Origin of the sequence: Rhodococcus koreensis (assembly GCF_900105905.1) — a bacterium.
Classification (GTDB): domain Bacteria; phylum Actinomycetota; class Actinomycetes; order Mycobacteriales; family Mycobacteriaceae; genus Rhodococcus_F; species Rhodococcus_F koreensis.
The window spans coordinates 2,630,559-2,655,085 of record NZ_FNSV01000005.1; the positions used below are offsets into that span (position 1 = coordinate 2,630,559).

22 protein-coding genes are annotated in these 24,527 nt (G+C 67.9%); 9 read left to right on the forward strand and 13 right to left on the reverse strand.

The features are described from left to right. Positions 1 to 100: 100 nt before the first annotated feature. A complete protein-coding gene (gene clpB, locus BLV94_RS16955; protein WP_072937388.1) occupies positions 101 to 2,653 on the reverse strand; it encodes an ATP-dependent chaperone ClpB in 2,553 nt (850 codons plus the stop codon). A gap of 169 nt (positions 2,654 to 2,822) precedes the next feature. Beyond that, positions 2,823 to 3,905, reverse strand: coding sequence for an alpha/beta hydrolase (locus tag BLV94_RS16960; RefSeq protein ID WP_174705444.1), 1,083 nt, complete (start codon positions 3,903 to 3,905; stop codon positions 2,823 to 2,825). Between the two features lie 149 nt (positions 3,906 to 4,054). Between BLV94_RS16960 and BLV94_RS16965 the strand changes: the two genes are divergently transcribed. Next, positions 4,055 to 5,275: a globin domain-containing protein gene (locus tag BLV94_RS16965; protein ID WP_072937389.1), complete on the forward strand. Its 1,221-nt coding sequence runs from the start codon at positions 4,055 to 4,057 to the stop codon at positions 5,273 to 5,275. A 60-nt stretch (positions 5,276 to 5,335) separates the two neighbouring features. Next, entirely contained in the window at positions 5,336 to 6,088 is a 753-nt protein-coding gene (locus BLV94_RS16970) for an FAD-binding oxidoreductase (RefSeq protein WP_072937390.1), read from the forward strand. A gap of 9 nt (positions 6,089 to 6,097) precedes the next feature. Here BLV94_RS16970 and BLV94_RS16975 read toward each other — a convergent pair whose 3' ends face one another. Then, positions 6,098 to 7,264, reverse strand: a complete 1,167-nt coding sequence (locus BLV94_RS16975; RefSeq protein WP_072937391.1) for an FAD-binding oxidoreductase — start codon at positions 7,262 to 7,264, stop codon at positions 6,098 to 6,100. A gap of 111 nt (positions 7,265 to 7,375) precedes the next feature. Beyond that, positions 7,376 to 8,953, reverse strand: coding sequence for an AMP-binding protein (locus BLV94_RS16980; RefSeq protein WP_072937392.1), 1,578 nt, complete (start codon positions 8,951 to 8,953; stop codon positions 7,376 to 7,378). A gap of 174 nt (positions 8,954 to 9,127) precedes the next feature. On the opposite strand from BLV94_RS16980, the gene BLV94_RS16985 reads away from it, so the two are divergent. From BLV94_RS16985 to BLV94_RS16995, 3 genes are read left to right on the forward strand one after another with little or no spacing between them, the layout of a single operon-like run. After that, on the forward strand, positions 9,128 to 9,622 hold the full coding sequence (locus BLV94_RS16985) for a CinA family protein (RefSeq protein ID WP_072937393.1): 495 nt from the start codon (positions 9,128 to 9,130) through the stop codon (positions 9,620 to 9,622). Positions 9,623 to 9,680: 58 nt separating this feature from the next. Continuing rightward, entirely contained in the window at positions 9,681 to 10,088 is a 408-nt protein-coding gene (locus BLV94_RS16990; RefSeq protein ID WP_072937394.1) for a ChaB family protein, read from the forward strand. Beyond that, on the forward strand, positions 10,085 to 11,266 hold the full coding sequence (locus BLV94_RS16995) for a zinc-dependent alcohol dehydrogenase (RefSeq protein WP_072937395.1): 1,182 nt from the start codon (positions 10,085 to 10,087) through the stop codon (positions 11,264 to 11,266). The genes BLV94_RS16990 and BLV94_RS16995 overlap by 4 nt, the downstream gene beginning before the upstream one ends. A 100-nt stretch (positions 11,267 to 11,366) precedes the next feature. Here BLV94_RS16995 and BLV94_RS17000 read toward each other — a convergent pair whose 3' ends face one another. Then, a complete protein-coding gene (locus BLV94_RS17000) occupies positions 11,367 to 12,551 on the reverse strand; it encodes a sensor histidine kinase (protein ID WP_072937396.1) in 1,185 nt (394 codons plus the stop codon). A gap of 1 nt (position 12,552) precedes the next feature. Continuing rightward, the gene (locus BLV94_RS17005) at positions 12,553 to 13,188 is read right to left on the reverse strand and encodes a response regulator (protein ID WP_072937397.1); all 636 of its coding nucleotides are present in this window, start codon (positions 13,186 to 13,188) and stop codon (positions 12,553 to 12,555) included. Positions 13,189 to 13,451: 263 nt separating this feature from the next. Here BLV94_RS17005 and BLV94_RS17010 point away from each other — a divergent pair, with 263 nt between their 5' ends. Together BLV94_RS17010 and BLV94_RS49575 are read left to right on the forward strand one after the other, a co-directional pair. Beyond that, positions 13,452 to 13,928, forward strand: a complete 477-nt coding sequence (locus tag BLV94_RS17010; RefSeq protein WP_072937398.1) for a hypothetical protein — start codon at positions 13,452 to 13,454, stop codon at positions 13,926 to 13,928. Between the two features lie 47 nt (positions 13,929 to 13,975). Next, positions 13,976 to 14,122 (forward strand): hypothetical protein, encoded by a 147-nt coding sequence (locus BLV94_RS49575; protein ID WP_167372165.1) that lies wholly within the window; start codon positions 13,976 to 13,978, stop codon positions 14,120 to 14,122. Positions 14,123 to 14,224: 102 nt separating this feature from the next. On the opposite strand, the gene BLV94_RS17015 is transcribed toward BLV94_RS49575, so the two are convergent. The 4 genes from BLV94_RS17015 to dnaK are packed head-to-tail and all read right to left on the reverse strand — an operon-like array spanning position 14,225 to position 18,339. Continuing rightward, on the reverse strand, positions 14,225 to 14,632 hold the full coding sequence (locus BLV94_RS17015) for a heat shock protein transcriptional repressor HspR (protein WP_072937428.1): 408 nt from the start codon (positions 14,630 to 14,632) through the stop codon (positions 14,225 to 14,227). After that, positions 14,632 to 15,819 carry a molecular chaperone DnaJ gene (gene dnaJ, locus BLV94_RS17020; RefSeq protein WP_072937399.1) on the reverse strand — a complete coding sequence of 396 codons (1,188 nt, stop codon included), beginning with the start codon at positions 15,817 to 15,819 and terminating at the stop codon, positions 14,632 to 14,634. Before dnaJ ends, BLV94_RS17015 begins: the two co-directional genes overlap by 1 nt. Before the next feature lie 28 nt (positions 15,820 to 15,847). Further along, positions 15,848 to 16,498 (reverse strand): nucleotide exchange factor GrpE, encoded by a 651-nt coding sequence (gene grpE, locus BLV94_RS17025; protein WP_072937400.1) that lies wholly within the window; start codon positions 16,496 to 16,498, stop codon positions 15,848 to 15,850. Beyond that, on the reverse strand, positions 16,495 to 18,339 hold the full coding sequence (gene dnaK / locus BLV94_RS17030) for a molecular chaperone DnaK (protein ID WP_072937401.1): 1,845 nt from the start codon (positions 18,337 to 18,339) through the stop codon (positions 16,495 to 16,497). The genes grpE and dnaK overlap by 4 nt, the downstream gene beginning before the upstream one ends. Positions 18,340 to 18,672: 333 nt before the next feature. Between dnaK and BLV94_RS17035 the strand changes: the two genes are divergently transcribed. Next, positions 18,673 to 19,239 carry a hypothetical protein gene (locus BLV94_RS17035; protein ID WP_072937402.1) on the forward strand — a complete coding sequence of 189 codons (567 nt, stop codon included), beginning with the start codon at positions 18,673 to 18,675 and terminating at the stop codon, positions 19,237 to 19,239. 392 nt (positions 19,240 to 19,631) lie between these two features. Further along, the gene (locus tag BLV94_RS17045) at positions 19,632 to 20,174 is read left to right on the forward strand and encodes a DinB family protein (RefSeq protein WP_072937403.1); all 543 of its coding nucleotides are present in this window, start codon (positions 19,632 to 19,634) and stop codon (positions 20,172 to 20,174) included. Positions 20,175 to 20,368: 194 nt separating this feature from the next. On the opposite strand, the gene BLV94_RS17050 is transcribed toward BLV94_RS17045, so the two are convergent. The 3 genes from BLV94_RS17050 to BLV94_RS17060 are packed head-to-tail and all read right to left on the reverse strand — an operon-like array spanning position 20,369 to position 24,476. After that, the gene (locus BLV94_RS17050) at positions 20,369 to 22,621 is read right to left on the reverse strand and encodes an alpha-galactosidase (RefSeq protein WP_072937404.1); all 2,253 of its coding nucleotides are present in this window, start codon (positions 22,619 to 22,621) and stop codon (positions 20,369 to 20,371) included. After that, positions 22,618 to 23,553: a carbohydrate ABC transporter permease gene (locus tag BLV94_RS17055; RefSeq protein ID WP_072937405.1), complete on the reverse strand. Its 936-nt coding sequence runs from the start codon at positions 23,551 to 23,553 to the stop codon at positions 22,618 to 22,620. Before BLV94_RS17055 ends, BLV94_RS17050 begins: the two co-directional genes overlap by 4 nt. Then, on the reverse strand, positions 23,553 to 24,476 hold the full coding sequence (locus BLV94_RS17060) for a carbohydrate ABC transporter permease (protein ID WP_072937406.1): 924 nt from the start codon (positions 24,474 to 24,476) through the stop codon (positions 23,553 to 23,555). The genes BLV94_RS17055 and BLV94_RS17060 overlap by 1 nt, the downstream gene beginning before the upstream one ends. Positions 24,477 to 24,527 lie beyond the last annotated feature (51 nt).

The following is a 24,527-nucleotide window of genomic DNA, read 5'->3' on the forward strand; positions in this document are numbered from 1 at the left end:
ACGGACGGTCCAGGGTAACGGCGAAACTTAAGACGGCCCTGTGAAAACACACGTGAGTGGCACGGCGTGCGGGAGCACACCGTGCCACTCACGTGGGGGATCAGCCGAGGACGAGCGCGTCCCCGGTCTCGGACACCTTCACGGGGACGGTGTCCCCGTCCTTGACGTCGCCTGCGAGCAGCAGCTTCGCGAGCTGGTCGCCGATCGCCTGCTGGATCAGCCGGCGCAGCGGCCTGGCCCCGTACATAGGGTCGTAGCCGCGGACGGCCAGCCAGAAGCGGGCCGAGTCGGACACGTCCAGCGTCAGCCGCCGCGCCGCGAGCCGGCGGGACAGCTGGTCGAGCTGGATGTCGACGATCGACTCGAGCTGCTCCTCGGTGAGCGGTTCGAAGATCACGACGTCGTCGAGCCGGTTGATGAACTCCGGCTTGAACGCGTGCCGCACCGCATCCATCACCTGCTCCCGCGATCCGCCCGCACCGAGGTTGGACGTGAGGATCAGGATGGTGTTGCGGAAGTCGACCGTCCGCCCCTGACCGTCCGTCAGCCGGCCTTCGTCGAGGACGGCGAGGAGGATGTCGAAGACGTCGGGGTGCGCCTTCTCCACCTCGTCGAACAGCACCACCGTGTACGGACGCCGTCGCACGGCCTCGGTGAGCTGCCCGCCCGCCTCGTACCCGACGTAGCCGGGTGGCGCGCCGACGAGCCGGGCCACCGAATGCTTCTCGCTGTACTCGGACATGTCGATGCGGACCATGGCGCGCTCGTCGTCGAACAGGAAATCCGCGAGGGACTTCGCGAGCTCCGTCTTACCGACGCCGGTGGGTCCGAGGAACAGGAACGATCCGGTGGGCCGGTTGGGGTCCGCGACTCCGGCGCGGGCGCGGCGGACCGCGTCCGACACGGCGACGACGGCCTCTTCCTGTCCGACGACCCGCTTGCCGAGTTCGGATTCCATCCGCAGCAGCTTGGCGGTCTCGCCCTCCATCATGCGGCCGGCGGGGATGCCGGTCCATGCCGCGACCACGTCGGCGACGTCGTCGGGACCCACTTCCTCCTTGAGCATGACATCGCCGTCGGCGGCGGCACCGGACTCGCGAGCGGCCTGCTCGAGTTCCTTCTCGAGCTGCGGGATCCGCCCGTAGCGCAGTTCCGCGGCCCGGCCGAGGTCGCCGTCGCGTTCGGCGCGTTCCTCCTCACCGCGCAGCGTCTCGAGCTGCACCTTGACTCCGCGCACGGAGTCGATGGCCTGCTTCTCGTTCTGCCAGCGGGTGGTCAGCTGATTGAGCTTCTCCCGTTCGTCGGCGAGTTCCTGACGCAGCTTCTCGAGCCGGTCCTTCGACGCCGCGTCGGATTCCTTCTGCAGCGCCATCTCCTCGATCTCGAGGCGGCGAACGATGCGTTCGACGGTGTCGATCTCCTCGGGTCGCGAGTCGATCTCCATCCGCAGCCGGGACGCGGCCTCGTCCACGAGGTCGATCGCCTTGTCCGGCAGGAACCGGGACGTGATGTAGCGGTCGCTGAGCGTGGCGGCCGCGACGAGCGCGGAGTCGGTGATGCGTACACCGTGGTGCACCTCGTACCGCTCCTTGAGTCCGCGCAGGATGCCGACGGTGTCCTCGACGGACGGTTCTCCCACCAGCACCTGCTGGAAGCGGCGTTCGAGGGCGGCGTCCTTCTCGATGTATTTGCGGTACTCCTCGAGGGTGGTCGCGCCGACGAGCCGCAGTTCACCGCGGGCGAGCATCGGCTTGATCATGTTGCCGGCGTCCATCGCCGACTCACCGGTGGCACCCGCACCCACGATCGTGTGGAGTTCGTCGATGAACGTGATGACCTGACCGGCCGAGTTCTTGATGTCGTCGAGCACGGCCTTGAGCCGCTCCTCGAATTCACCGCGGTACTTGGCTCCGGCGACCATCGATCCGAGGTCGAGGGAGATCACCGACTTGCCGCGCAGCGATTCGGGGACGTCGCCCTGCACGATGCGCTGGGCCAGCCCCTCGACGATGGCGGTCTTGCCGACGCCGGGCTCACCGATCAGCACCGGGTTGTTCTTGGTGCGGCGGCTGAGGACCTGCACGACGCGGCGGATCTCGTTGTCGCGGCCGATCACCGGGTCCAGCTTGCCGTTGCGGGCGAGGGCCGTGAGGTCGGTGGAGTACTTCTCGAGCGCCTGGTACGTCCCCTCGGGGTCGGGGCTGGTGACGCGCGCGCTGCCGCGGACGGTGGTGAACGCGTCGCGCAGCGCCTCGGGGGTGGCGCCGTGCCGGCTGAGCAGCCCGGCCACGTCCGACTCACCCGATGCGAGTCCGACCATCAGGTGTTCCGTCGACACGTACTCGTCGTCGAGTTCGGTGGCGAGGCGCTGTGCTGCGGTGAGTGCGGCGAGGGCCTCGCGGCCGAGCTGCGGTGTGGTGGTGGCGCCCGTCGTCTTGGGCAGCCGGTCGACGAGATTCTGCGCTTCGCGGTGGACCGCGGCGGGGTCGACGCCGACGGCCTTGAGCAACGGGGCGGCGATGCCGTCGGTCTGGTCGAGCAGGGCCACGAGCAGATGCGCGGGCCTGATGTCGGGATTACCGGCCGACGACGCCGACTGGAGCGCAGCGGTCATCGCGGCCTGGGTCTTGGTGGTCGGATTGAACGAGTCCACTGGTCACCTCTTCTGGCGTTGTAGAGCGGTTCGCCGCCGGGGGGCCGGGTGGCACGTGGCGACGCTGTCATCTTCTTAACGCACGAAGAGTTGAGTCTGTTCCGCTCAACTTTGAATTTTTTCTCACTACCCCATCATCTCGCCCCGCGACGCTCCGCGGGGCGAGAAATCACGCCCCGATCGCGGCAGCCATCATCGGCCAGGACGCGGAGAGGTCGTCACGCCAGTACCCCCACGAGTGCGTGCCCACCGGCCGCAGGTCGACCGTCGCGGGAATGTCGAGGGCCCGGAGTTTCTCCGCGAGCCGCATCGTGCAGTCGTTGGTGACGGCCTCGATGACACCGCCGACCACGACCTGCGTCGCGAGGGCGCGGCGGTCGCCGCCGACGGTCCGGGCGTCGAGGGTGTCGTACGGTCCCGGCAGGCCGCTGCCGTTGGAGATGTAGAGGGTGGTCCCCCGGAGTTTCTCGGCGTTGACGTACGGATCGTTCGCGGCCCACAGCGGATCGTTGGGCGCACCCCACATGTTCTCCGGGTTGCCGCCGAAGTCCGCGACCGTGATCTCGACGAATCGGCGGGCCACCGGGTCGCTCGTCATCGCGCACCCGCTGTACGCCCCGACGCTCCGATACAGCCCGGGCTTGGAGATCGCGAGGTTGAGCACGCTGGTGGCCGACATGGACAACCCGGCGATCGCGTTCTTGCCGGTCGTGTCGAGCGCCGAGTCGACGATGGGCGGCAGTTCCTTCGTCAGGAACGTCTGCCACTTGTTCCGCCCGAGTTCGGGATCGTCGCGCTGCCAGTCGGCGTAGTAACTGGACTGCCCACCGAACGGAATCACCACGTTGACGTCCTTGTCGGAGAAGAACTTCTCGACGTCCGCCTTCTGCTCCCAGCCGAACTGTTCGGAGTTCCCCTCGACGCCGCCGAGCATGTAGACGGTGGGACGCTTCTCGGACGCAGCCCGGATGACCCGGACCGTGACGTCCTTGTCCATGGCGGTCGAGTGGACGGTGAAGTTCATCTGCGATTCGCCGACCGGGGCGACCTCGACCAACCGCGAACCGTCGGGCGCCTCGTCGGCCGTGATCGACTCGACAGTCGCCCTGGGTTCCGCGGAGGCGATCGTTCCCACGCTCGACGCCATCAGGGTGCCGACCGCCAGCACGACGGCACCCGTGCGACGGACCGAGGCAGAGCTGCGTTTCCCCTCGCGAAACCGACCCCGATCCCGCGCAACGCCAACTCTCATGGAGCCCCCCTCGGTAACCCGGTCCGATTCTCGATGCACATCGTGCCCTGCCGGTGGTCACGGCTCAATAGCGACCCGCCGAAATGCCGGGGTCGGCGGCCGAACCGGCCGGTGCCGTAACCCGGGGTCCCGTGCGGAGGACGGCTAGAATGCGGGTGTTCGAATCAGCAGGCACGGAGGCAGGGGACGGCTTGACACGAGATTGCCTCGACCCGCTCGTGATTTCGCGTCTGCGCGCCAGCTTTTCGTCGATCGTGTCCACCGAACACGGTCACCACCGGCTCACCACCACGTTCTACGCCACCCTGTTCGCCGAACACCCCGAATTCCGCTCGCTCTTCCCGGCTGCGCTGGATCAGCAGAGTCATCGCCTGTTCCAGGCTCTCCAGTTCGTCATCGACAACCTCGAGGACGTAGACCGGGTCCTCGGTTTCCTCGGCCAGCTCGGCCGCGACCACCGCAAGTACGGCGTCGAGGGCAGGCACTACTTCGCGTCGGGCCATGCGCTGCTGGTCGCCGTGCAGAGCTCCTTCACCCAGGCCATCTGGACGCCGTCGCTGACCGCGGCCTGGACGGAACTGCTCGACCTCCTCCTGAACACGATGGCCGACGCCGCGGACAACGACGACCTGCCCGCCGCCTGGGGCGCCACCGTCGTCGATCACGAGCGCCGCCTCGACGACCTCGCGATCGTCCGTCTCGAGACCGACTCCCCCATCCCCTACGGGGCGGGCCAGTACCTCAGCGTCCAGATCCCGCAGCGGCCCCGGATGTGGCGGTACCTGTCGGCGGCCATCCCCGCCAACCCGTACGGACAGCTCGAATTCCACGTCCGCCGCGTGTCGGGCGGATGGGTCAGTCCGGCCATCGTGAACGAGACGCAGGTCGGCGACCGCTGGCTGCTCAGCTCGCCGCTCGGCGGGCTGGAGGTGGACCGCGAGAGCGGGCAGGACGTCCTGATGATCGGTTCGGGGACGGGCATCGCACCGCTGCGCGCCCAGGTGATGGAAATGGCGATGCGGTCGAACAACCCGCGCGTCCACATGTTCGTGGGCGGCAAGTACCCGTGCGACCTGTACGACATCGAGACCCTGTGGCACCTGTCGCTGAGCAATCCGTGGCTGACTGTGGTTCCCGTCTCCGAGGAGGACGAGGACCCGTGGTGGCACACGACTCCCGCCCCCGAGGCGCCGCCGGGGTTGCATCAGCGACTCCAGGGCCAGCTGGGCCGGGTGGTCGCGCGGTTCGGGTCGTGGGCGGACCGGCAGATCCAGATCTCCGGCTCGCCGGCGATGATCAAGACCACCGTGTACGCCCTGCAGGGCGGGGGCACCCCGCCCGAGCTGATCCGCCACGACCCCCTGATCTAGTCGCGCAGCCAGTCCCTGCCCATCCGCCATCCGGTTCGACCGTCGGGAGAGCATCACGCCATGCAAGCCACGCAGACCACCTGGACCAGCACCGTCGTCGAACATCACCGACTGCGGCACGACCTCGCCGTCGTCCGCCTCGTCGGTGACTACGTCCCGTTCGCGCCGGGACAGTACGTGGACGTGAGCGTGCCCCAGAACCCGCGGCTGCTGCGCAGGCTCTCCCCCGCCCTTCCGCCGTCGCTGGACGGCAAACTCGAGTTCCACGTCCGCACGGTGCCGGGCGGCTGGGTCAGCGGCGACATCGTCACGGGGACGTCGCCGGGCGACCAGTGGCAGATCCTCGAACCGCGCGGCACGATGTCCGTCGACGAGGACGGACCGGACGTCATCATGATCGCCGGCGGCACCGGCCTGGCACCGTTCCGGTCGATCCTGCTGGACCTGTCCCGCAGGCCGAATCCGCCGCGGGTGTTCCTGTTCACGGGCGATCGGACGCCGCGCGATCTCTACGCGTCCGACATGCTGTACCTGCTGCTGCAGAATCTGCCGTGGCTCACCGTCATTCCGGTGGTGGAGAACGTGGTCGATCCTGATTGGACCGACGAGTGGTACGAGCGCACCAGAGTTGATGTGGGGTTCACCGAGGACGACCTCATCGAGGGCTCGCTGCCCGACGTCGTCACGTCCTACGGCGCGTTCACCGAGCACCAGGTGCTGGTGTGCGGTTCGGCGGCGATGGTCCGCGCCACCCTCGACCGTCTCCGTGACACCGGGACACCCACCGAGAACATTCAGTTCGACCCCTACTGAGCGGGCCGATCAGTAGGACGGGTCGTGCCGGATGTTCTCCGGCGGCGTACCTGCCGCATGCAGCCGGAACTTGGTGGTGTTGATCATGGCCTCGGAGCCGACGAGCTGGATGTCGCGCTCGGCCCACGTCCCGAAATCGGCGACGACCTGCCCGACCTTGCCGGTCAGCCTGCGGTGCATGCCGGGTATGGCGACGCTGCTGGGGCCCGTGTACCACCACGGGTCCTGGTCCTCCTCGGTGACCGGGACGACGGTCAGCCACGGATTCTGCTCCGCGAGCGCCCACAGGGTGCCCAGGTCGTAGAGGTCGCAGGGGTACCGGCCGGCGAAGAAGAGGTGGACGCGCCGGTCCTGGCCGCGCTGCGACATCTGGAGGATCTGTGCGCGCAGCGGGGCGATGCCGGTCCCCGATCCGATCATCAGGATGTCGCGACCGTTGTCGTAGCGGATTCCGAGGTCGCCGAGCGGGGACCCGACCACCCACCGCTCGCCCACGAGTGTCTGAGTGACGACGGCGGGGCTCACCCAGCCGCCCGACACGCGGCGGACGTGGAACTCGATGACGCCCTGGTCGTTGGCGGGGTTCGCCGGCGACAGGTACCGCCACATCCGGGGACGGGACGGCACCTGCACACTCACGAACTGGCCTGCGGTGTAGGTCATCGGCTCGTCGAGTTGCAGTCGGATGATCGAGACGTCCTTGCGGACCTGCAGGTGCTCGATGACGGTCGCGCCCCACGCCGGCGGGCCGCTCTCGGCGTTGGCCGCGTCCATCATGGTGGCGGCGACGACCGCGAGGACGTCGCGCCACGCCTGCTCGAGTTCGTCGGTCCACGGCTCGGTCGAGGGGAATTGCTCGACGGCGGCGATCAGGGAGTTGCCGACGGCAACGTAGTGCGCGTCCTCGATGCCGTACTTGCGGTGGTCCCGGCCGAGCTGGGCGAGATAGGCGAGGATCTGCCCGGAGTCCTCCTCGAGCCGCTCGATCACGTACTCGACGGCGGCGATCAGCCGGTCGCGTTGCTCGTCCATGGCGGCGGGGAAGAAGTCGCGGGCTTCGGGATACCGGGCGAACAGCAGGGCATAGAAGGACCGCGACAGAGTCTGGGGCCCGTCCGGCACTGCCGCGATAGCCTTGAAACTCGACCGGACCAGCGATATTGCCTGTAAATCCACCGCGCATCCCCGTCACCGACTGAACGCGGCCCCGCCGCGAAGTACTTGGGCAGACTATAGGCGCGGGCACCACGCCGCAGACCAGGTCCCTTGTTTCTCGACCCGGTCGTGCTATCCGACCGCTCGGTCTGCACTTTCCCAGTACCGGGAGCGCAGCGCCTTCTTGTCCAGTTTGCCCAGCGGGGTCAGGGGCAGGGTGTCGACGAAATCGATCGACTTGGGGGCGTGCACCGACCCCTTCGCGGCCCGCACCCGTTCGACGAGTTCGGCGGCCTCCACCGTCCGTCCCGCCCGCAGCACCACGCACGCCTTGACGGCCTCGCCCCACTTCTCGTCCGGAACGCCGACCACCGCGACCGAGCCGACGGCGGGGTGCGCCGAGATGACGTCCTCGATCTCCCGGGGGAACACGTTGAATCCGCCGGTGACGATCATGTCCTTCTTGCGGTCGACGATCGTCATGAAACCGTCCTTGTCCTTGCGCGCGACGTCGCCCGTGTGCAGCCATCCGCCGCGGAACGCCTCGGCGGTCTCGGCGGGCTTGTTCCAGTACCCCTTCATGACCAGGGGGCCGCGGACGCAGATCTCGCCGAGTTCACCCTGCGGGACCTCGTTCAGGTCGTCGTCGAGCAGCGCCACGTTCAGCCAGGGCACGGGGCGTCCGCACGTCGCGAGGCGGCTGGGGTCGTCCGGCAGGTGCTCCTCCTTCCGCAGCACCGCGATGGTCATTCCGCATTCGGTCTGCCCGTAGAACTGGAAGAAGATCTGGCCGAACTTCTCGATGCCCTCCTTCAGCCGGGCAGGCGACATCGCCGACGCGCCGTAGAACAGCGTCTGCAGGCTGGACACGTCCCGCTTCGGCAGGTCGGGATGGTCCATCAGCAGGTAGATCATGGTGGGGACGAGCATCGTCGCGGAGATCTTGTGCTTCTCGATCGCCTCGAGGACCGCGCCGGGTTCGAACGCGGGCAACACGATCAGCGCGCCACCACGCAGCAGGGTGGGAATGAAGAAGGCGGCGCCCGCGTGCGACAGCGGCGTGCAGATGAGGAAGCGCGGCTCGTCGGGCCACTGCCATTCGGCCATCTGGATCTGGTTGAGTGTCGCGCCGGACTGGTAGGAGCCGACGACGCCCTTCGGCTTACCGGTCGTGCCGCCGGTGTAGACCATGCTGCTGTTGTCGTCGGCGGCCACGTCCGCCGCCCGCAGGCGTTGCGGGGTGAACGTCTCGGCGAGCGCCAGGATGTCGGTGCCCACCTCGGACGGCCCCAACGACAACACGTTCTCGATCGACTGCGACTGCGCCACCAGTTCGGCGGCGCGCCCCTCGAAGGCGGTGGGATCGAAGATCAGGGTCTGGATCCCGGCGTCGCCGACGATGTAGAGGTGGTCGTCGAGCGAGCCCATCGGGTTCAGGGCGCTGGCGCGGCATCCGGAGATCATGGTGGCGCCCATGCTGATGAGCACTTCGGGCCGGTTCTTGGACAGCATGGCGGTGCTCGTCCCCTTGCCGATCCCGAGCGAAGCCAGTGCCTGCGCAAAGCAACTGATCTGATCGCGCATCTCACCGCCGGTGAGAACGACGTCGCCGAGGTAGAGCGCCGGCTTGTCGGAATTGCGGTCCAGCGCAGTGATGAGGAGGTCTGCAGCGAAGGCGGGTCGATGCAGATCTGCGAACTCGTCGGTCATCTGTGATCCTTCTACTCCCGCGAGGCCGGGGTGCGTCGTCCGGCGGCCTGGATTTTCTGTGTCCTGGGTCACCGACACCCTAACCGGAAACCGGCAAAACTGAAACCTGTTCCACTCCTGTTGCGGGTGCCGACCGCCCCACCCGGCGGGGGCACGTCCGATAACGTGAGGTCCATGACTCCGCAGGATCGGGTTGCCGAACGGATCTCGACGGCGGCCCGGAGCGCGCGCGTCTTCCTCGCGACGGCGGAATCCCTCACCGGCGGGCAGATCTCGTGCCTTCTCGGCGCCGCACCCGCGTCCTCCGACTGGTACCGGGGCAGCGTGGTCGCCTATTCCAGCGAGGTGAAACACCGGGTGCTGAAGGTGCCGGAGGGTCCCGTCGTCAGCGAGGCCAGCGCCCGCGCGATGGCGGGGGCGGTCGCGGAACTGCTCGGAGCCGACGTCGCCGTCGCGGTGACCGGCGCGGGCGGCCCCGACCCCCAGGACGGGCAACCGCCGGGCACCGTCTGGTTCGGGCTCTTCGCCCACGGCCGCATCGACACCGAGATGCGACACTTCGACGGCGAACCGCAGGACGTCGTGACCGCCACGACCGAACACGCACTGGGCCTGCTCGAGCAGGCGCTGGCCTCGGTGCCCGGCCGCGTGCCTCCGCCCGTCGCGTAAATCTCCGGGAGCCGGGTAATCGTCCGCGAGGGCACCGCCACACCCGAGGAGGATTTCCGTGCCGAAGACCACCGAGAGCGGCAAGCCGAAGAAGAGCGAACTCCCCGAGACCCTGAAGAAGTCGTCCGACAAGGCGCAGCGCACGTTCACCAAGGTCTACGACTCCGCGATGGACCAGTACGGGGACGAGGAACGAGCGCATCGCGTCGCGTTCGACGCACTCAAACACAGCTACGAGAAGGTCGGCGACCACTGGGAGGCCAAGGCCGAGAAGGGCCCCTCCGACGAACGTGCGGAGAGCGGCGGCCTGAACCCGTCCGGCGAGACCGCCGAGGGCGTCGACGCCAACGCGAGCAAGGAGCACCTGATGCACCTCGCGCAGCGACTCGACATCCACGGCCGCTCGACCATGACCAAGGACGAACTCGTCGAGGCCCTCGTGAAGGCGAACCGGAGAGCGCGATGAAAGCCGTCACCTGGCAGGGCAGGCGGAAGGTCAGCGTCGACACCGTGCCCGACCCGGTGATCGAACAGAAGACGGACGCGATCGTCGAGATCACCACCACCAACATCTGCGGTTCCGACCTGCACCTGTACGAGGTGCTCGGCGCGTTCATGAGCGAGGGCGACATCCTCGGGCACGAGCCGATGGGCATCGTCCGCGAGGTGGGGTCCGAGGTGACCGACGTGAAGGTCGGTGACCGGGTGGTCATCCCGTTCCAGATATCCTGCGGCAGTTGCCACATGTGCGACCGGAAACTGTTCACCCAGTGCGAGGTCACGCAGATCCGGGACGAGGGCATGGGTGCCGCACTGTTCGGGTACTCGAAGCTGTACGGGAGCGTCCCCGGCGGCCAGGCCCAGTATCTCCGGGTGCCGCACGTGAAGAACACCCACATCAAGGTCCCGGAGGGCCCACCGGACTCGCGGTTCGTGTACCTGTCCGACGTGCTGCCGACGGCATGGCAGGCCGTCGAATACGCGAACGTGCCCGAGGGCGGCTCCGTCGTCGTTCTCGGGCTGGGACCGATCGGCGACATGGCGGCACGCATCGCCGCGCACAAGGGTTTTCGTGTCATCGGCGTGGACCTCGTGCCCGAGCGGCTCGCCCGCGCGAAGGCGCGGCAGATCGAGACGGTCGACCTGAACGACGCCGGGAGCGAACTCGGCGGCGTGATCCGCGACATGACCCACGGCCGCGGTCCAGATTCCGTCATCGACGCCGTCGGCATGGAGGCGCACGGCTCCCCCACCGCGAAACTCCTGCAACAGGTCACCTCGTTCCTTCCCGACGCCGTCGCGGCCCGGCTGATGTCGACGGCGGGAATCGACCGCCTGCACGCCCTGTACTCGGCCATCGACATCGTGCGGCGCGGCGGCACCATCTCGCTCAGCGGGGTGTACGGCGGGATGGCCGACCCGATCCCGATGCTCACGTTGTTCGACAAGCAGATTCAGCTGCACATGGGGCAGGCCAACGTCAAGCGGTGGGCCCCGGAGATCCTGCCGCTACTCACCGACGCCGACCCTCTGGGTGTGGACACGTTCGCCACTCACGAACTGCCCCTGGACCACGCACCGCACGCGTACGAGATCTTCCAGAAGAAGCAGGACGGCGCGGTGAAGATCCTCCTGAAGCCGTAACACCTTCTCGTCGAAAGGAATTGCCCAGCGTTCTGCGCGAAGATCGTCGAGGAATTCGCCGAGGGCCGCCACCCGCAGTGAACTCGGCGGGGCGTCATCGTCAGGGATCCGGGACCGTCACCACCACCCGGGTACCCGATCCGGGCGAGGACGTGACGTCGAAGGTGCCGCCGAGACTCTCGACCCGCACGATGTGCGACGCCAGTCCGATGTGTCCCTGCGCCACCCGTTCCGGGACGACGGCGGGATCGAATCCGGTGCCGTCGTCGGCGACCGTCAACGTGGTCTGCCCGCCGGCGCGGGTGAGTGCGAGTTCGACCTTCGTGGCACCGGCGTGTTTGGTGACGTTGGTGAGCAGTTCCCGCGCCACCCGGTAGAGCAGCTCCTGACAGTCGGGGTGACCGACGTCGTCGAGGCTCACCGACATCTCGATCTCACCGCGCCGGGAGAACAGGTCCGCGAGTTCCCGCAGCGCCGCGGTCAGGCCCAGCTGCGCGAGTACCTGCGGATGCAGGGTGGTGACGGTCGAACGCAGTTGCGCCGCGGTCTCGCGGAGCGCGGATTCGGCGGCGTCGAGCTGCGCGTCCGGGTGCCGCTCCAGCGCCTCCTCCACGTCCAGCCGCGCCGCGAGAACATTCTGCAGGGGCCCGTCGTGGAGGTGCTCGGCGAGTTGCCGCCGCTCACGCTCCTCGGCGCCCATCGATTCCGCGATCAGCTGCCTGCGCACATCCATCAGCGAGATGACCGTCGCGGAACGCCGCACCAGCACGTACGACAACGCCGTCGTCGCGGCCGCGAGCCACAACAGGAAACCGAAGTAGAGGTACACCTCGTCGGGGAACCCCACGAGGTCGTCGCGTTTCGAGTAGACGATCCACACCACCTGGTACCCGATGGCCGTGCAGACCCCGACGATCGCCGTCAGCCGCGGCCGGTACTGGAACGCCACCGAGATCGGGAGCAGGAAGAACACCGGCAGCAGCACCGACGTCGCGCCGCCCGACGCGATGCACAACGCCACCACCGCGGAGACGTCCGCGGCGGTGGACACCCAGCCCGCCCACGGTCCGACGTCCCGGACGAGGACGAAGATCAGCCAGCCGGCCGCGAGCAGCGCATATCCGATCAGCAGCCCCGCGAACACGTCGGGCTGCCAGTGCGTCACGCTGATCACCGGCCCGAGCAGCGCCATCAGCCCGATCAGCGGTAACCGGAGAATGGCGGTCACCCGGACCGCCTCGGTGGTGTAGCGGCGGACTACGCGACTCTGCGACGTCTCGCGCACGTCACTCCAGCAAACCGCGTCGCATCGCCTCGGCCACGGCGGCCGCGCGGTCGCTCACCCCGAGTTTCTCGTACAGCCGCTGGACGTGGGTCTTGACCGTCGACGGCGCCAGGTACAGCTCGCCGGCGATCGTCGGGATGCTCTGGCCGCGCGCGATGAGCGCCAGCACCTCCTTCTCCCGGCCGCTCAGCACCGGCCCGACCGGTTCGCTGCGGCGCCGCACCTCGCCGGCCAGCCCGACGGCGAGGGAGGCGGGCAGGACGTCGCGTCCCTGAGCGCAGTCGAGGACGGCCTTCACGATCTCCGCCCGCGTCGACTCCTTCGGCAGGAATCCCGCCGCCCCCTCCTGCAACGCGTGGTAGACGATCGCGGACTCGTCGTGCGCCGACAACAGCAGCACACGGGTGGCGAGTTCGGCACGCCGCACGGCCGCCGCCACCTGCGAACCGTCCAGTTCCGGCATCCGGTAGTCGAGGAGCGCGACGTCGGGGGCGAGTTCGCGGATCAGGGCGAGCGCCGCCGCACCGTCGTCCGCCTCACCGACCACCTCGATATCGCCGCTCGCGAGGAGGGCACGGACGACACCGTCCCGGAAGATCGGGTGGTCGTCGCCCACCACGACCCGCACGGCGGTCACGGCGCGGTCCGATCCGTGTCGACTCCGGCGAAGTCCATTGCTCACTTTCTCACGAGAGCAGGCCCGCGCGGAGCACTTCGCGGCGCCGGTGTCCCCCGATCGGGGGACACCGGATTCATCCCGCCCTCGGTCCTGTCGGTGGACAGACTGCGGCGCGCATTCGCGACATAGTTGGTGCACACCGGAAAACGGGGAGATCGGAAAACGAAACCCCCACGGCCCCAGACGTTCCCCCTCAGAGCCACCACTCAGGAGAAGCCATCATGCGCACCAACGCCCGCCGCCGCGTCGCCCTCTTCATCGCACTGCCCGCCACCGCACTGGCCGTCACCGGATTCGCCGTCGCGGCCGCCGGAGTCGCCACCGCAGGCACGATGCCGACGTCGGGACCGACGATCGCGATGACGATCAGCAACGACACCGACCTGCCGATGGTCCTCGCCGGATCGTCGAACCCGTACGGGCAGTGGATGCAGGCGCCGTCGGACTACCTCGCCCCGCACAGCAGCCAGATCGTGAAGGCATACTCCAACGACCCGAACGGCGTCGAGGTGGACGCCACCTACGCGCTGCCCGGTGGCGCCCAGGCCGTGTTCCGCGCCGACAACTACAACAACATGACCGACGTGGACGGGACCCGCATCGACGGCAACTTCGGCCACGGCTACGGCATCAGCAGCTGGATCGACTCGGGCTACCCGAACATGAACGCCGGCTACCACCTGTACGGACAGCCCTGATCGACGACCACAACCATCCACCGAACACTCGCCGAAAGACCGAGACCATGATCATGCACGTCACCCCCACCCCCACACCCACCGTCTCCAAGGCACTGTGGAGCACCGAGGAGATCAAGGCACGACTCGAGCAGATGGACATTCCACGCTCACACACCCGCCGCGGGCCCCGCTGGGGCAGCCGCGACCGATAAGCCGGGGGCCGCGGGCCGGGGGCCGGGGGCACGATGTCGCACTGATCCACTCCGACAGGATCAGTGCGACATCGGTTCCGGTTCACACGGCGGAACGCCCGGTCAGCGCTGGTGCCGCGGCTTCCACACGACGAGCGCGTTGCTCCGCGGAATCGGCACGAGGTCGCGCCGGTAGCCGGCGTGGACCTTCGAGATCTCCTCCGCCAGCTCGCGAACCCGGTGCTGCAGAGCCTCCACCTGGTTGGTGAGTTCGATGATCCGCTTGATCCCGGCGAGATTGACACCCTCGTCCTGGGAGAGGCGCTGCACCTCGCGGAGCAACGCCACATCCCGCGGCGAGTAGCGTCGCCCGCCACCGGATGTGCGGTGCGGGGTGACGAGCCCGAGCCGGTCGTAGTTGCGCAATGTCTGGGCGTGCATGCCCGCGAGTTCCGCGGCCACCGAGATCACGAAGATCTGGGCATCCGGATCAACGGCGGTTTCGCGTGGATCCCCGGTCGTGTCGCTCATCAGGCACCAGCCCACCCGGCCCTCGGATCGAATCCGCTGGCCTTCTCTGCTTCCAGATAGGTCTTCAGTGCTTCGGTGGCCGGGTCGTCGAGCTTCTGCGGAACCGCGACCTTGACCGTGACCAGCAGGTCACCGGCGCCACCGGCACGCTTGGGGACTCCCCGACCGCGTACGCGCAGGATCCGGCCGTCGGCCGTGCCCGCCGGAATCTTCACACCGACCCGACCCTCCAAGGTGGGGACGGAGACGGTGGTTCCGAGCACGAGCTCACCGTAACTGACGGGGACGACGAGGGTGAGGTCGTCGCCGTTGCGGCCGAACACCTTGTCGGGACGCACCCGGACCGTCACGAACAGGTCGCCGGACGGCGCGCCGCGCAGGCCCGCCTCGCCCTGGCCTGCCAGCCGGATCTTCTGTCCGTCACTGACACCCGCGGGGACGCGGACGGTGATGGTGCGGGTCCGGTTGGTGACGCCGTTGCCGTGGCACACCTCGCACGGCGAGTCGATGATGGATCCGGTGCCGCGGCAGTCGTCGCACGGCTCACTGAACCCGAACGCGCCCTGGTTGCGGCTGACGATCCCGGTCCCGTTGCAGCGCGGGCAGACTCGCGGGCTGGTGCCCGGCTTGGCGCCGCTGCCGTGGCAGGTGGTGCACGGCGACGGGCTGGTCAGCCGCAGCGGAACCGTTACACCCAGCGTGGCCTCGCGGAATTCGAGGGTCGTCTCCGTCTCGACGTCGCTGCCCCGGCGGGGACGGTTGGTGGTGCGGGTCGCTCCGCCACCGGCGCCGGCGCCCCGATTGAACAGGCCGCCGAAGATGTCGCCGAGGCCGCCGTCACCGGCCGCCGCGCCGCCGCCGCCGAACAGGTCGTTGATGTCGAATCCGCCCTGGCCGAAACCGCCGGCTCCGGGGTTGAATCCGCCGCCGCCCCGACCGAAGCCGCCGCTCGCGAACAGCCGACGGGCCTCGTCGTATTCCTTGCGCTTGGCCGGATCGGACAGCACGGCGTGTGCTTCGCTGACGGACTTGAAACGCTCCTCGGCCTTCGTGTCGCCGGGGTTCGCGTCGGGGTGCAGGTCGCGGGCGAGCTTGCGGTACGCCTTCTTGATCTCGTCCGCGGATGCGTTGGACGAGACGCCCAGCTCCTTGTAGAAGTCCTTTTCGATCCACTCCCGCTGGCTCACTGGGCGTCTCCTCCTCTCGCTCTTACTCTTACTCTTGTTCCGACGCGGCGGGCTTCGCCGCCCCGTCGGGGGTGTTCGCGTCGGCATCGCCGGCGCGGTCGATCACAGCTACCATCGCATGCCGCAGGACGCGATCACCGAATTTGTAGCCCTTTCGCATCACCGTGCCGAGAACGGGGTCGTGACCCTCGCCCTCGTGCTGCACTGCCTCGTGCAGCGCCGGGTCGAATGCGTCGCCCTCGGCACCGAACTCGCTCAGACCGAGCGAGGTGAGGGTGCCGGTGAGCTTGTCCGCCACACCCTTCAGCGGCCCCGAGTCGAGGTCGCCGTGGCTGCGGGCGCGGTCGAGGTCGTCCAGCACCGCGATGAGCTCACCGACGACGGACGCTTTCGCGTTCGCGATGTCGGCCTGCTTGTCGCGCTGGACGCGGCGACGGTAGTTCGCGTACTCCGCCTGCAGTCGCTGCAGGTCGGCGGTGCGCTCCGCCAACTCGTCCGTCTCCGGTGCCGCCGTCTCCGACAGGGCCCCTTCGTCCACCGAGCCGGGCTGCGGAGCGGCAGCGGCGCCCGCGAGGGGCTCCACTACCGGTTCCGCGTCCCGTGTGAGACCGGTCTCGGGGTCGATCTTCCGCTTGTCCACGAAAGTGACCGGTTCCTGCTCGGTGTTGTCGGACGTCACTTCTTCTCCGCGTCGGACGGCTCGTCCACGACCTCGGCGTCGACGACGTCATCGGCACCGCTCGCGCCGGAGCCGTCGGTGTTGGCGGCTTCCTCGGCGGCACTGGCCTCGTAGATCGCCTGGCCGAGGGCCTGCGACTCGGTGGCCAGCTTCTCGACCGCAGTCTTGACGGCCGCGATGTCGGTGCCTGCGAGAGCGTCGTTGGCTTCCTTGATGGCAGCCTCGACCTTCTCCTTGACGTCGGCGGGTACCTTGTCCTCGTTGTCCTTGATGAACTTCTCGGTCTGGTGCACCAGCGACTCGGCCTGGTTGCGCACCTCGGCCTCCTCGCGGCGGGCCTTGTCTTCCTCGGCGTGCGCCTCGGCGTCCTTGACCATCCGCTCGATCTCTTCCTTGGACAGACCGGAGCCGTCCTGGATCTTGATCGTGTTCTCCTTGCCCGTGCCCTTGTCCTTCGCGGTCACGTGCACGATGCCGTTGGCGTCGATGTCGAAGGTGACCTCGATCTGCGGCACGCCACGCGGGGCGGGCGGCAGGTCGGCCAGCTCGAACGAGCCGAGCAGCTTGTTGTGCGAGGCGATCTCGCGCTCACCCTGGAACACCTGGATCTGCACCGAGGGCTGGTTGTCGTCAGCCGTGGTGAAGGTCTCGGACCGCTTGGTCGGGATGGTGGTGTTGCGCTCGATGAGCTTGGTCATCACGCCACCCTTGGTCTCGATGCCGAGGGACAGCGGGGTGACGTCGAGGAGCAGCACGTCCTTGACCTCGCCCTTGAGCACGCCGGCCTGCAGGGCGGCGCCGACGGCGACGACCTCGTCCGGGTTGACGCCCTTGTTGGGCTCACGACCACCGGTCAGCTCGCGCACCAGGTCGGAGACGGCGGGCATACGGGTGGAACCACCGACGAGCACGACGTGGTCGATGTCCTTGACGGCGATGCCGCTGTCCTTGATCACGGCCTGGAACGGCGCCCGGGTGCGGTCGAGGAGATCGGACGTGATCTTCTGGAATTCGCTGCGGGACAACTGCTCGTCGAGGAACAGCGGGTTCTTGTCCGCGTCGACGGTGATGTAGGGCAGGTTGATCGACGTGCTCTGCGACGAGCTCAGTTCGATCTTCGCCTTCTCGGCAGCCTCACGGAGACGCTGCAGGGCCATCTTGTCCTTGGTCAGATCGATGCCGTTCTGAGCCTTGAACTTGTCGACGAGCCACGTGACGATGCGCTCGTCCCAGTCGTCACCACCGAGGTGGTTGTCGCCGGACGTGGCGCGGACCTCGACGACGCCGTCGCCGATCTCGAGCAGCGAGACGTCGAAGGTGCCGCCACCGAGGTCGAAGACCAGGATGGTCTGTTCCTTGTCGCCCTTGTCGAGGCCGTAGGCCAGTGCGGCCGCGGTGGGCTCGTTGACGATGCGCAGGACGTTGAGGCCGGCGATCTGGCCGGCTTCCTTGGTGGCCTGACGCTGGGCGTCCTCGAAGTACGCGGGGACGGTGATCACGGCGTCCGTGATGTCCTCGCCCAGGTAGGCCTCGGCGTCGCGCTTCAGCTTCATGAGCGTGCGCGCGCTGATCTCCTGCGGCGTGTACTTCTTGCCGTCGATCTCCACGTTCCAGTCGGTGCCGATGTGGCGCTTGACGGAGCGGATGGTGCGGTCGACGTTCGTGACGGCCTGGTTCTTGGCGGGCTGGCCGACCAGCACCTCACCGTTCTTGGCGAAGGCGACGATCGACGGGGTGGTGCGTGAACCTTCGGCGTTGGCGACCACTACGGGCTCGCCGCCTTCCAGTACAGACACGACCGAGTTCGTTGTACCGAGGTCGATACCGACGGCACGAGCCATAGTGTTCCTCACTTTCGTTTTGCAGTCCTGTGGGCAGGTTGTTCAGTACTGAACTGCGATGTTGGCGCTTAGTGAGCGCCCTCCGCTCAAGTTTGCACTCCGACACCGTCTGGAGTCAATTCGAACTTGAGTCTTGCACGCTCAACCTTGTCGTAAGGCTCAACGGAGGGGTGCGAAGATTTGTTCCCGGGCGCCCAGATCTTGTTTCGGCACCTTGTTTCGACGCCACCGCCCGGATTTTGTGTCGGCGCCGACCGGATTTTGTGTCGGCGCCGCCGACGTGGCCCGTGCGCGTCGGCCAACCTACACGCGGCCGCTCGATAGGATCGCAGCGTGACGACACCCGAACAGCCGCCACGCCGGCCGGAACCGCCGCGACCCGTACCGCCGCGTCCGGAGTTCGCGGTCACCCCGCTGCGTGCCGCCCCCACCGATGCCACCCCGAAGGCGGTCGCGGTGTCGCTGTCCGCCTGGGTGGGGTCGTTCGTCGTCCTCGCCGGAATCGCCGGGGCCATCGCGCTCGACCTCGGCGCCGTCCGCGACGCCCTCGAGGCGTCGGTCGCCGCGGACAATCCCGGAGACTCGGCGACGGACATCACCGACACGGTGAACCTCACGCTGATCGGCAGCGGCGCCATCGCCGTCGTCCTGATCCTCCTCGGACTACTGGGGATACAACTCCTGCGCGCCCGGAAACCGGCGGGCCGGATCACCCTCGCCGTCGTCGGCGTCCTCAGCGCCGCCGGCGGGGTGGGCCTGTGGACCCTGCTGTCCGACGCCGGGGACGCGACCGCCGGAGTGCTGCAGTGGGCGCCGCTCGCCTACAGCGCCCTCGTCGCGGTGGGAGTGCTCGCCCTGTTCGCTCCCGGCGTGTCTCCGTGGCTGCGCCGGAGCCGCTGAGACTCTCACTCGGCACTCGTCGGTGGCCGGGAAAGTGTTCCGGGAACGTTGACGTCCGGTGCGAGTACGGGAACCGTCCGCGCTCGCCTGAATTCCATCTGCCCGCCGGTGTCGATCTCGGGGCGGTCGAGGCGTACGCGACCGTGCCGACTCCCACCGTGACGGCAACGAGAACGGGCGACACCATGCCCGCGAGAACGCGGGGCCATCTGCGTCGGCGCGAAGGCCGTGGCGCCGGCCTTGGAGAGTCGAATTTCATACCGAGAATCCTTCGCGGCGGCCGCTTTCCGCACATCCAGGAAGGCACCCAACTTGGACCCCGAGAAAAACCCTGAGAAGACCTTGCTAATTGAGGACCGTTTCTGACCTCAATCGCTTCTATCGTTCTTCTCATGACCACTTCGCAGAAGTCCCCCGTCACCGGTGAGCGCGCCGACCTCCTCCAGATCCTGCAGGAGCAGCGATCCACCCTGTTGATCACCGTCCGCGGCATCGACGACGAACAGGCACGGCAGCGCTCGACCGTCAGCGACCTGACGCTCGGCGGACTGATCAAGCACGTGTCCCACACGGAAAAGCACTGGGTCGAAACCATTCTCGAACCCGACGAGAACGCGGAGTTCGACATGGAGTGGGCCATGGAGAAGTACTACATGCGGGACGACGAAACCCTCGAGGGACTGCTGGCCGAGTACGCCGAGGTGGCCCGCGCGACGGAGGCCGCCGTGGCCGGCCTCGACGACCTGGATGTGCTCATCCCCCTTCCCACCGCACCCTGGGCACCCGAGCGGCAGTGGTGGACGATCCGCCGCACCCTGCTGCACATCATCCGGGAGACCGCCCACCACTCCGGTCACGCCGACATCATCCGGGAATCCCTCGACGGCGGAAACACCACGATGCAGATGGGCGCCGACGCGGGCATGGAGTTCTGACCCACCCGCGGCACAGACGAAAACACCTCACCGGCTTCGGGTTCCGGTGAGGTGTTTCTCGTCCTGTGGCGGGTTCGGGTGTTGACTGACGTCCTGCGGTTCAACGTTTCGCCGACTGGTGAAAACTATGGTGCCCCGGTGCGTGGGCACCGGCTACCACCCCCAGGGTGAATGTTGCCCACCTGGTTCTGCGGCTACGCCTCCGCCGTGACGGAGAGCACGACCACGTCGTCGGGGAAGGACGCGGGTGTCTGCAGACCCACGACGGCGAGGGCTCGTCCCGTCATCGACACGCCGGGAACCTCGCTGCCCGCGGACAGTCCGTCGGCTCGTCCGCCGCCGGGCGGGGTGGTGACGGTCGGCTGATGCTTCGGTGGCACGTTGAACCACGCGGGCGGCTTCAGGCCCTCGTCCGGTTCACCGGCGAAGACGGGACGCACCCGGTAGCGTCGGTCCGGGTCGAGCCCGGGCAACGTGAACCGGCCCCGCGGCGACACGTCGGACCGCCCCACGTACGCGAGGAAGAACAGTGCCTCAGCCCGGTCGTCCGCGACCGCACCGTAGACGAGCAGGGTGGGGTCGATCTCGTCGGCGCGCACCATCGTTCCCGTGTGCAGCAGTTCCCGCTGCCGCTTGTACAGGTCGATCCACACGGCGAGCTGTGCGTTCTCGTTGTCCGTGGCGGTTGCGAGATCCCACTCGATCCCGAGATGCCCGTACAGCGCCGTCCCCGCCCGGAACGACAGTCGGTGGTACCGGCCCGTCGTGTGAGAGATGCCCGACGCGATGTGCGAACCGAGCAGCTCGGGCGGAAGCAGCTGCATCGTCCACCGGTTCATCTGCTGGCGTTCGAGCGGATCGATGCAGTCCGAGACCCAGACGCGGTCGGTGCGCTCGAGGATGCCGAGGTCCACCCGCGCGCCACCCGAGGAGCAGGATTCGATCTCCAGTCCGGGGAACCGGCGCTTCAGCTCGTCCATCAGCCGGTACGTCGCGAGCGTCTGGTCGTGCACCCCGGCACGCCCGTGCGGAGCGGTGCCCGCGTCGATCAGGTCTCGGTTGTGGTCCCATTTGATGTAGGCGATGTCGTACTCGCCGAGAATCGCGGACATCCGCTCCAGGATGTGGTCGTACGCCTCGGGGATCCCCAGATTGAGCACCTGCTGGTTCCGGGACGGCACCGGCGTGCGCCCGCCGGTCGCCATGACCCACTCGGGATGCTCCCGTGCGAGATCGGAATCGAGGTTGATCATCTCCGGCTCGAACCACAGGCCGAACTCCATGCCGAGCGAACGCACGTGATCGATGATCGGGTGCAGACCGTCCGGCCACACCGTCTCGTCGACGTGCCAGTCCCCCAGCCCCGCCAGATCGTTGCGCCGGTACCGGAACCAGCCGTCGTCGAGCACGTAACGCTCGACGCCGAGCTTCGCCGCTCGATCCGCCAGGTCTTTCAACCGGGCCAGGTCGTGGTCGAAGTAGACGGCCTCCCACACGTTGATCGTCACCGGGCGCGCGCGCCGCGGGTGCGTGGGCCGCGACCGGAGGTAGTCGTGGAAGCGATGCGCCTGGGCGTCGAGTCCGTCGCCGTACGCGCCGTAGACCCAGGGCGTTTCGTAGCTTTCGCCGTCCGACAGCCGAATCTCGCCCGGCAGGAGCAGTTCTCCGCCGCCGATCACCTGGAAACCGGTGAAGAGACGTTCGGCGTAGTGCCGGTGGTTGCCGCTGAACGCGACGTGGGCGCCCCACACCTCGCCGCGGCCGAAACCGAAACCGGGCACGCCGACGGACAGCACCGTCGCGGCGTCCGGGCCGGTGCGTCCCTTCCGCCCCTCGCGCTCGTGGATCCCGACGGTCAGTTCGCTGCGCTGCGGGGTCCGTTCCTTCCCCCACCGGCCTGCGAAGTCGAGGATCTCGCGGGCCTGCGGCGGGACCGGGAACGCGAGCTGGAGGTCGTCGAGGACGTAGAACGAGCTGCCGGTGTTGGTGACCTCGGCGCGCGCCCGCAGGAGGCCGCTCGGCAGCAGTTCGATGTCGAGGACCAGACCGAGATCGGCCACCCGGTCGTGTGCGGCGACCCGGACCTCACCGGCACCGACTGCGACGAGTCCGGACCGGTGCTCGGCCCCGTCGACAGTCAGCGTGGTGGTCGTGAACAGCGGCGACCAGTCGGTGCCGTCTCGGTGGCCCGCGATCCCGGGTTTGCCCACCCACCCGGTGTGGTGTTCGGGGAGTATCGACAGCCGCACCGGGAGGTCGACCACGTTGCCCGCTGGGGGCTCGATGTTCGCCTGCGCCAGGGCTTCGACGTCGGCGAGGTTCAGATCGCCGAGCGCCGCACCCCAGTGCACGATCGCCGGCAACCTGCCGCCGGTGAGGTCGAGCACGACGGACACGCCGCCGGCGGTGAGGTGGATGTACGCGTGCGGTGGGACTGTCGCATTCACTTGTTGGCTCCCATCGTCAGTCCGGAAACGAAATGCCGCTGCAGCGCGACGAATACGAGCACCGTCGGCAACGCGACGAGGACCGATCCGGCGGCGAGCAGGTTGGTGTCGGTGAAGAAGCTGCCCTGCAGATTCTGCAGCGCGGTGGTGACCGGCAGCTTGTCGCCGCTGACCATCAGCGCCAGCGCCCAGAAAAAGTCATTGTAAATCCAGGTGATCATGAGCGTCGCGAGCGCGGCCAGCGCCGGACGGCACAGTGGGAGCACCACCTGCCAGTACTGGCGGAACAGTCCGGCGCCGTCCACGGTCGCCGCCTCGAGCAGTTCCGGCGGGACCGTCTTCATGTAATTGCTCAGCACGAACACGCAGAACCCGGTCTGAAATGCCACGTGCACGAGGATCAGTCCCCAGTAGCTGTCGTAGAGCGAGCCCGACGAACTCATCCAGTACGGCAACGGAATCGCGTTGTACAGGCGGAACAGCGGGGTCAGCAGCGTCTGCTGCGGCAGCAGATTGCCCGCGATGAACACCGCCAGCATGATCACGTTGAACTTCCACGGGAACCGGGCGAGCACGAACGCCGCCATCGACCCGATGAACAGGATCAGCAGCACCGCCGGGATGGTGATGATCATCGAGTTGAGGAAGTAGTGCGGGATTCCGCCGACCTCCCACGACTCGGTGTAGTTGCTCAGCGTGAATCCGCCGACGGACAGGTAGCCGTGGGTGAGGACGTAGTCGTAGTCGCGGAACGAGTTGTAGAGCGCCCAGAGCAGCGGGAAGATCCACAGCAACGCGAGCGCGGTGAGCAGGAGGTACATCGCCGCGTGCGCGGCACTGAGCCGGCGCCGGTTGGCCACCGCGGCCTTGTTGCGGGGCCCGCTCCGATCGGCGGGCGCACTGCGGTCGGCGAGGGGTGTCGTCATGGTCATCAGTCGTCGCTCCGCATCACGATCCAGAGATAGAGGGCTATGAACACCAGCGAGATCACGAGCATGATCGTCGCCAGGGCCGAACCGAATCCGACGCGGCCCGCTTCTCCCACGACGTTGGCGGTGACGAGGGCGGAGATCAGTTCGAGTCCGTTGCGGCCCTTGTTGATCACCCACACGAGGTCGAAGGCGCGCAGCGCCTCGATGACGGTGATGACGATGATCAGCAGGTTGGTGGGTTTCATCAGGGGGAACACGATCCGGAAGAACGTGCGGATCGGGCCGGCACCGTCCATGAGCGCGGCTTCGCGCACCGACGGGTCGATGGCCTTGAGGCCCGCCAAGTACAGCAGCATGATGTAGCCGGTGTGCCGCCAGCTCGCGGCGACCATGACGGCCCAGATGTTGATGTCGGGGTTGCCGAGCCAGTCGACGTCCGTGCCGAGGATGGTGTTGAGCACGCCGCCGTCGGTGGAGTAGATCAACTGCCACACGAACCCGACGAGGGCCATCGACAGCACCACGGGGATGTAGAAGATGCTCTGGTACAGCCGGCTTCCCTTCAGGCCCCGGTCGAGCAGCACGGCGAGGAAGATGCCGAGGATCGTCGGGAAGACGAAGAGGAACGCCAGCCACAGGACGTTGTTGTGGAGGGCCTGCTGGAACGGCGGGTACGCCTGGACGGCGTCGACGTAGTTCTGCGGGCCGATCCACTCGATGGTCGATGTGCCGCCGATGCCGTCCCAGCGGGCGAACGACAGGATCACCGTGAAGACGGTGGGAATCCACACCAGCCCGATCACGATTGCGGCGGGCAGCCCGAGCATGATGGCGATGGTCCACCGGTCGCCGCGGCTGCGTCGGATCTTCGGCGCCGGGATCCGGGGTTCGGTTCCGGCCTGGGGAGGAACTGTGCTGGTCATGAATTCACCTGACCTGTCGGGACCGTGACGGTGGTCGTTGTCTTCTCGTGT

Coding starts and splice junctions, on each gene's coding strand:
- BLV94_RS16960 (WP_174705444.1), bottom strand. CDS start 3,905: ATGAGAGTTGGCGTTGCGCGGGATCGGGGTCGGTTTCGCGAGGGGAAA.
- BLV94_RS16965 (WP_072937389.1), top strand. CDS start 4,055: ATGCGGGTGTTCGAATCAGCAGGCACGGAGGCAGGGGACGGCTTGACA.
- BLV94_RS16970 (WP_072937390.1), top strand. CDS start 5,336: ATGCAAGCCACGCAGACCACCTGGACCAGCACCGTCGTCGAACATCAC.
- BLV94_RS16980 (WP_072937392.1), bottom strand. CDS start 8,953: ATGACCGACGAGTTCGCAGATCTGCATCGACCCGCCTTCGCTGCAGAC.
- BLV94_RS16985 (WP_072937393.1), top strand. CDS start 9,128: ATGACTCCGCAGGATCGGGTTGCCGAACGGATCTCGACGGCGGCCCGG.
- BLV94_RS16995 (WP_072937395.1), top strand. CDS start 10,085: ATGAAAGCCGTCACCTGGCAGGGCAGGCGGAAGGTCAGCGTCGACACC.
- BLV94_RS17010 (WP_072937398.1), top strand. CDS start 13,452: ATGCGCACCAACGCCCGCCGCCGCGTCGCCCTCTTCATCGCACTGCCC.
- BLV94_RS49575 (WP_167372165.1), top strand. CDS start 13,976: ATGATCATGCACGTCACCCCCACCCCCACACCCACCGTCTCCAAGGCA.
- BLV94_RS17015 (WP_072937428.1), bottom strand. CDS start 14,632: ATGAGCGACACGACCGGGGATCCACGCGAAACCGCCGTTGATCCGGAT.
- dnaK (WP_072937401.1), bottom strand. CDS start 18,339: ATGGCTCGTGCCGTCGGTATCGACCTCGGTACAACGAACTCGGTCGTG.
- BLV94_RS17045 (WP_072937403.1), top strand. CDS start 19,632: ATGACCACTTCGCAGAAGTCCCCCGTCACCGGTGAGCGCGCCGACCTC.
- BLV94_RS17055 (WP_072937405.1), bottom strand. CDS start 23,553: ATGACCATGACGACACCCCTCGCCGACCGCAGTGCGCCCGCCGATCGG.
- BLV94_RS17060 (WP_072937406.1), bottom strand. CDS start 24,476: ATGACCAGCACAGTTCCTCCCCAGGCCGGAACCGAACCCCGGATCCCG.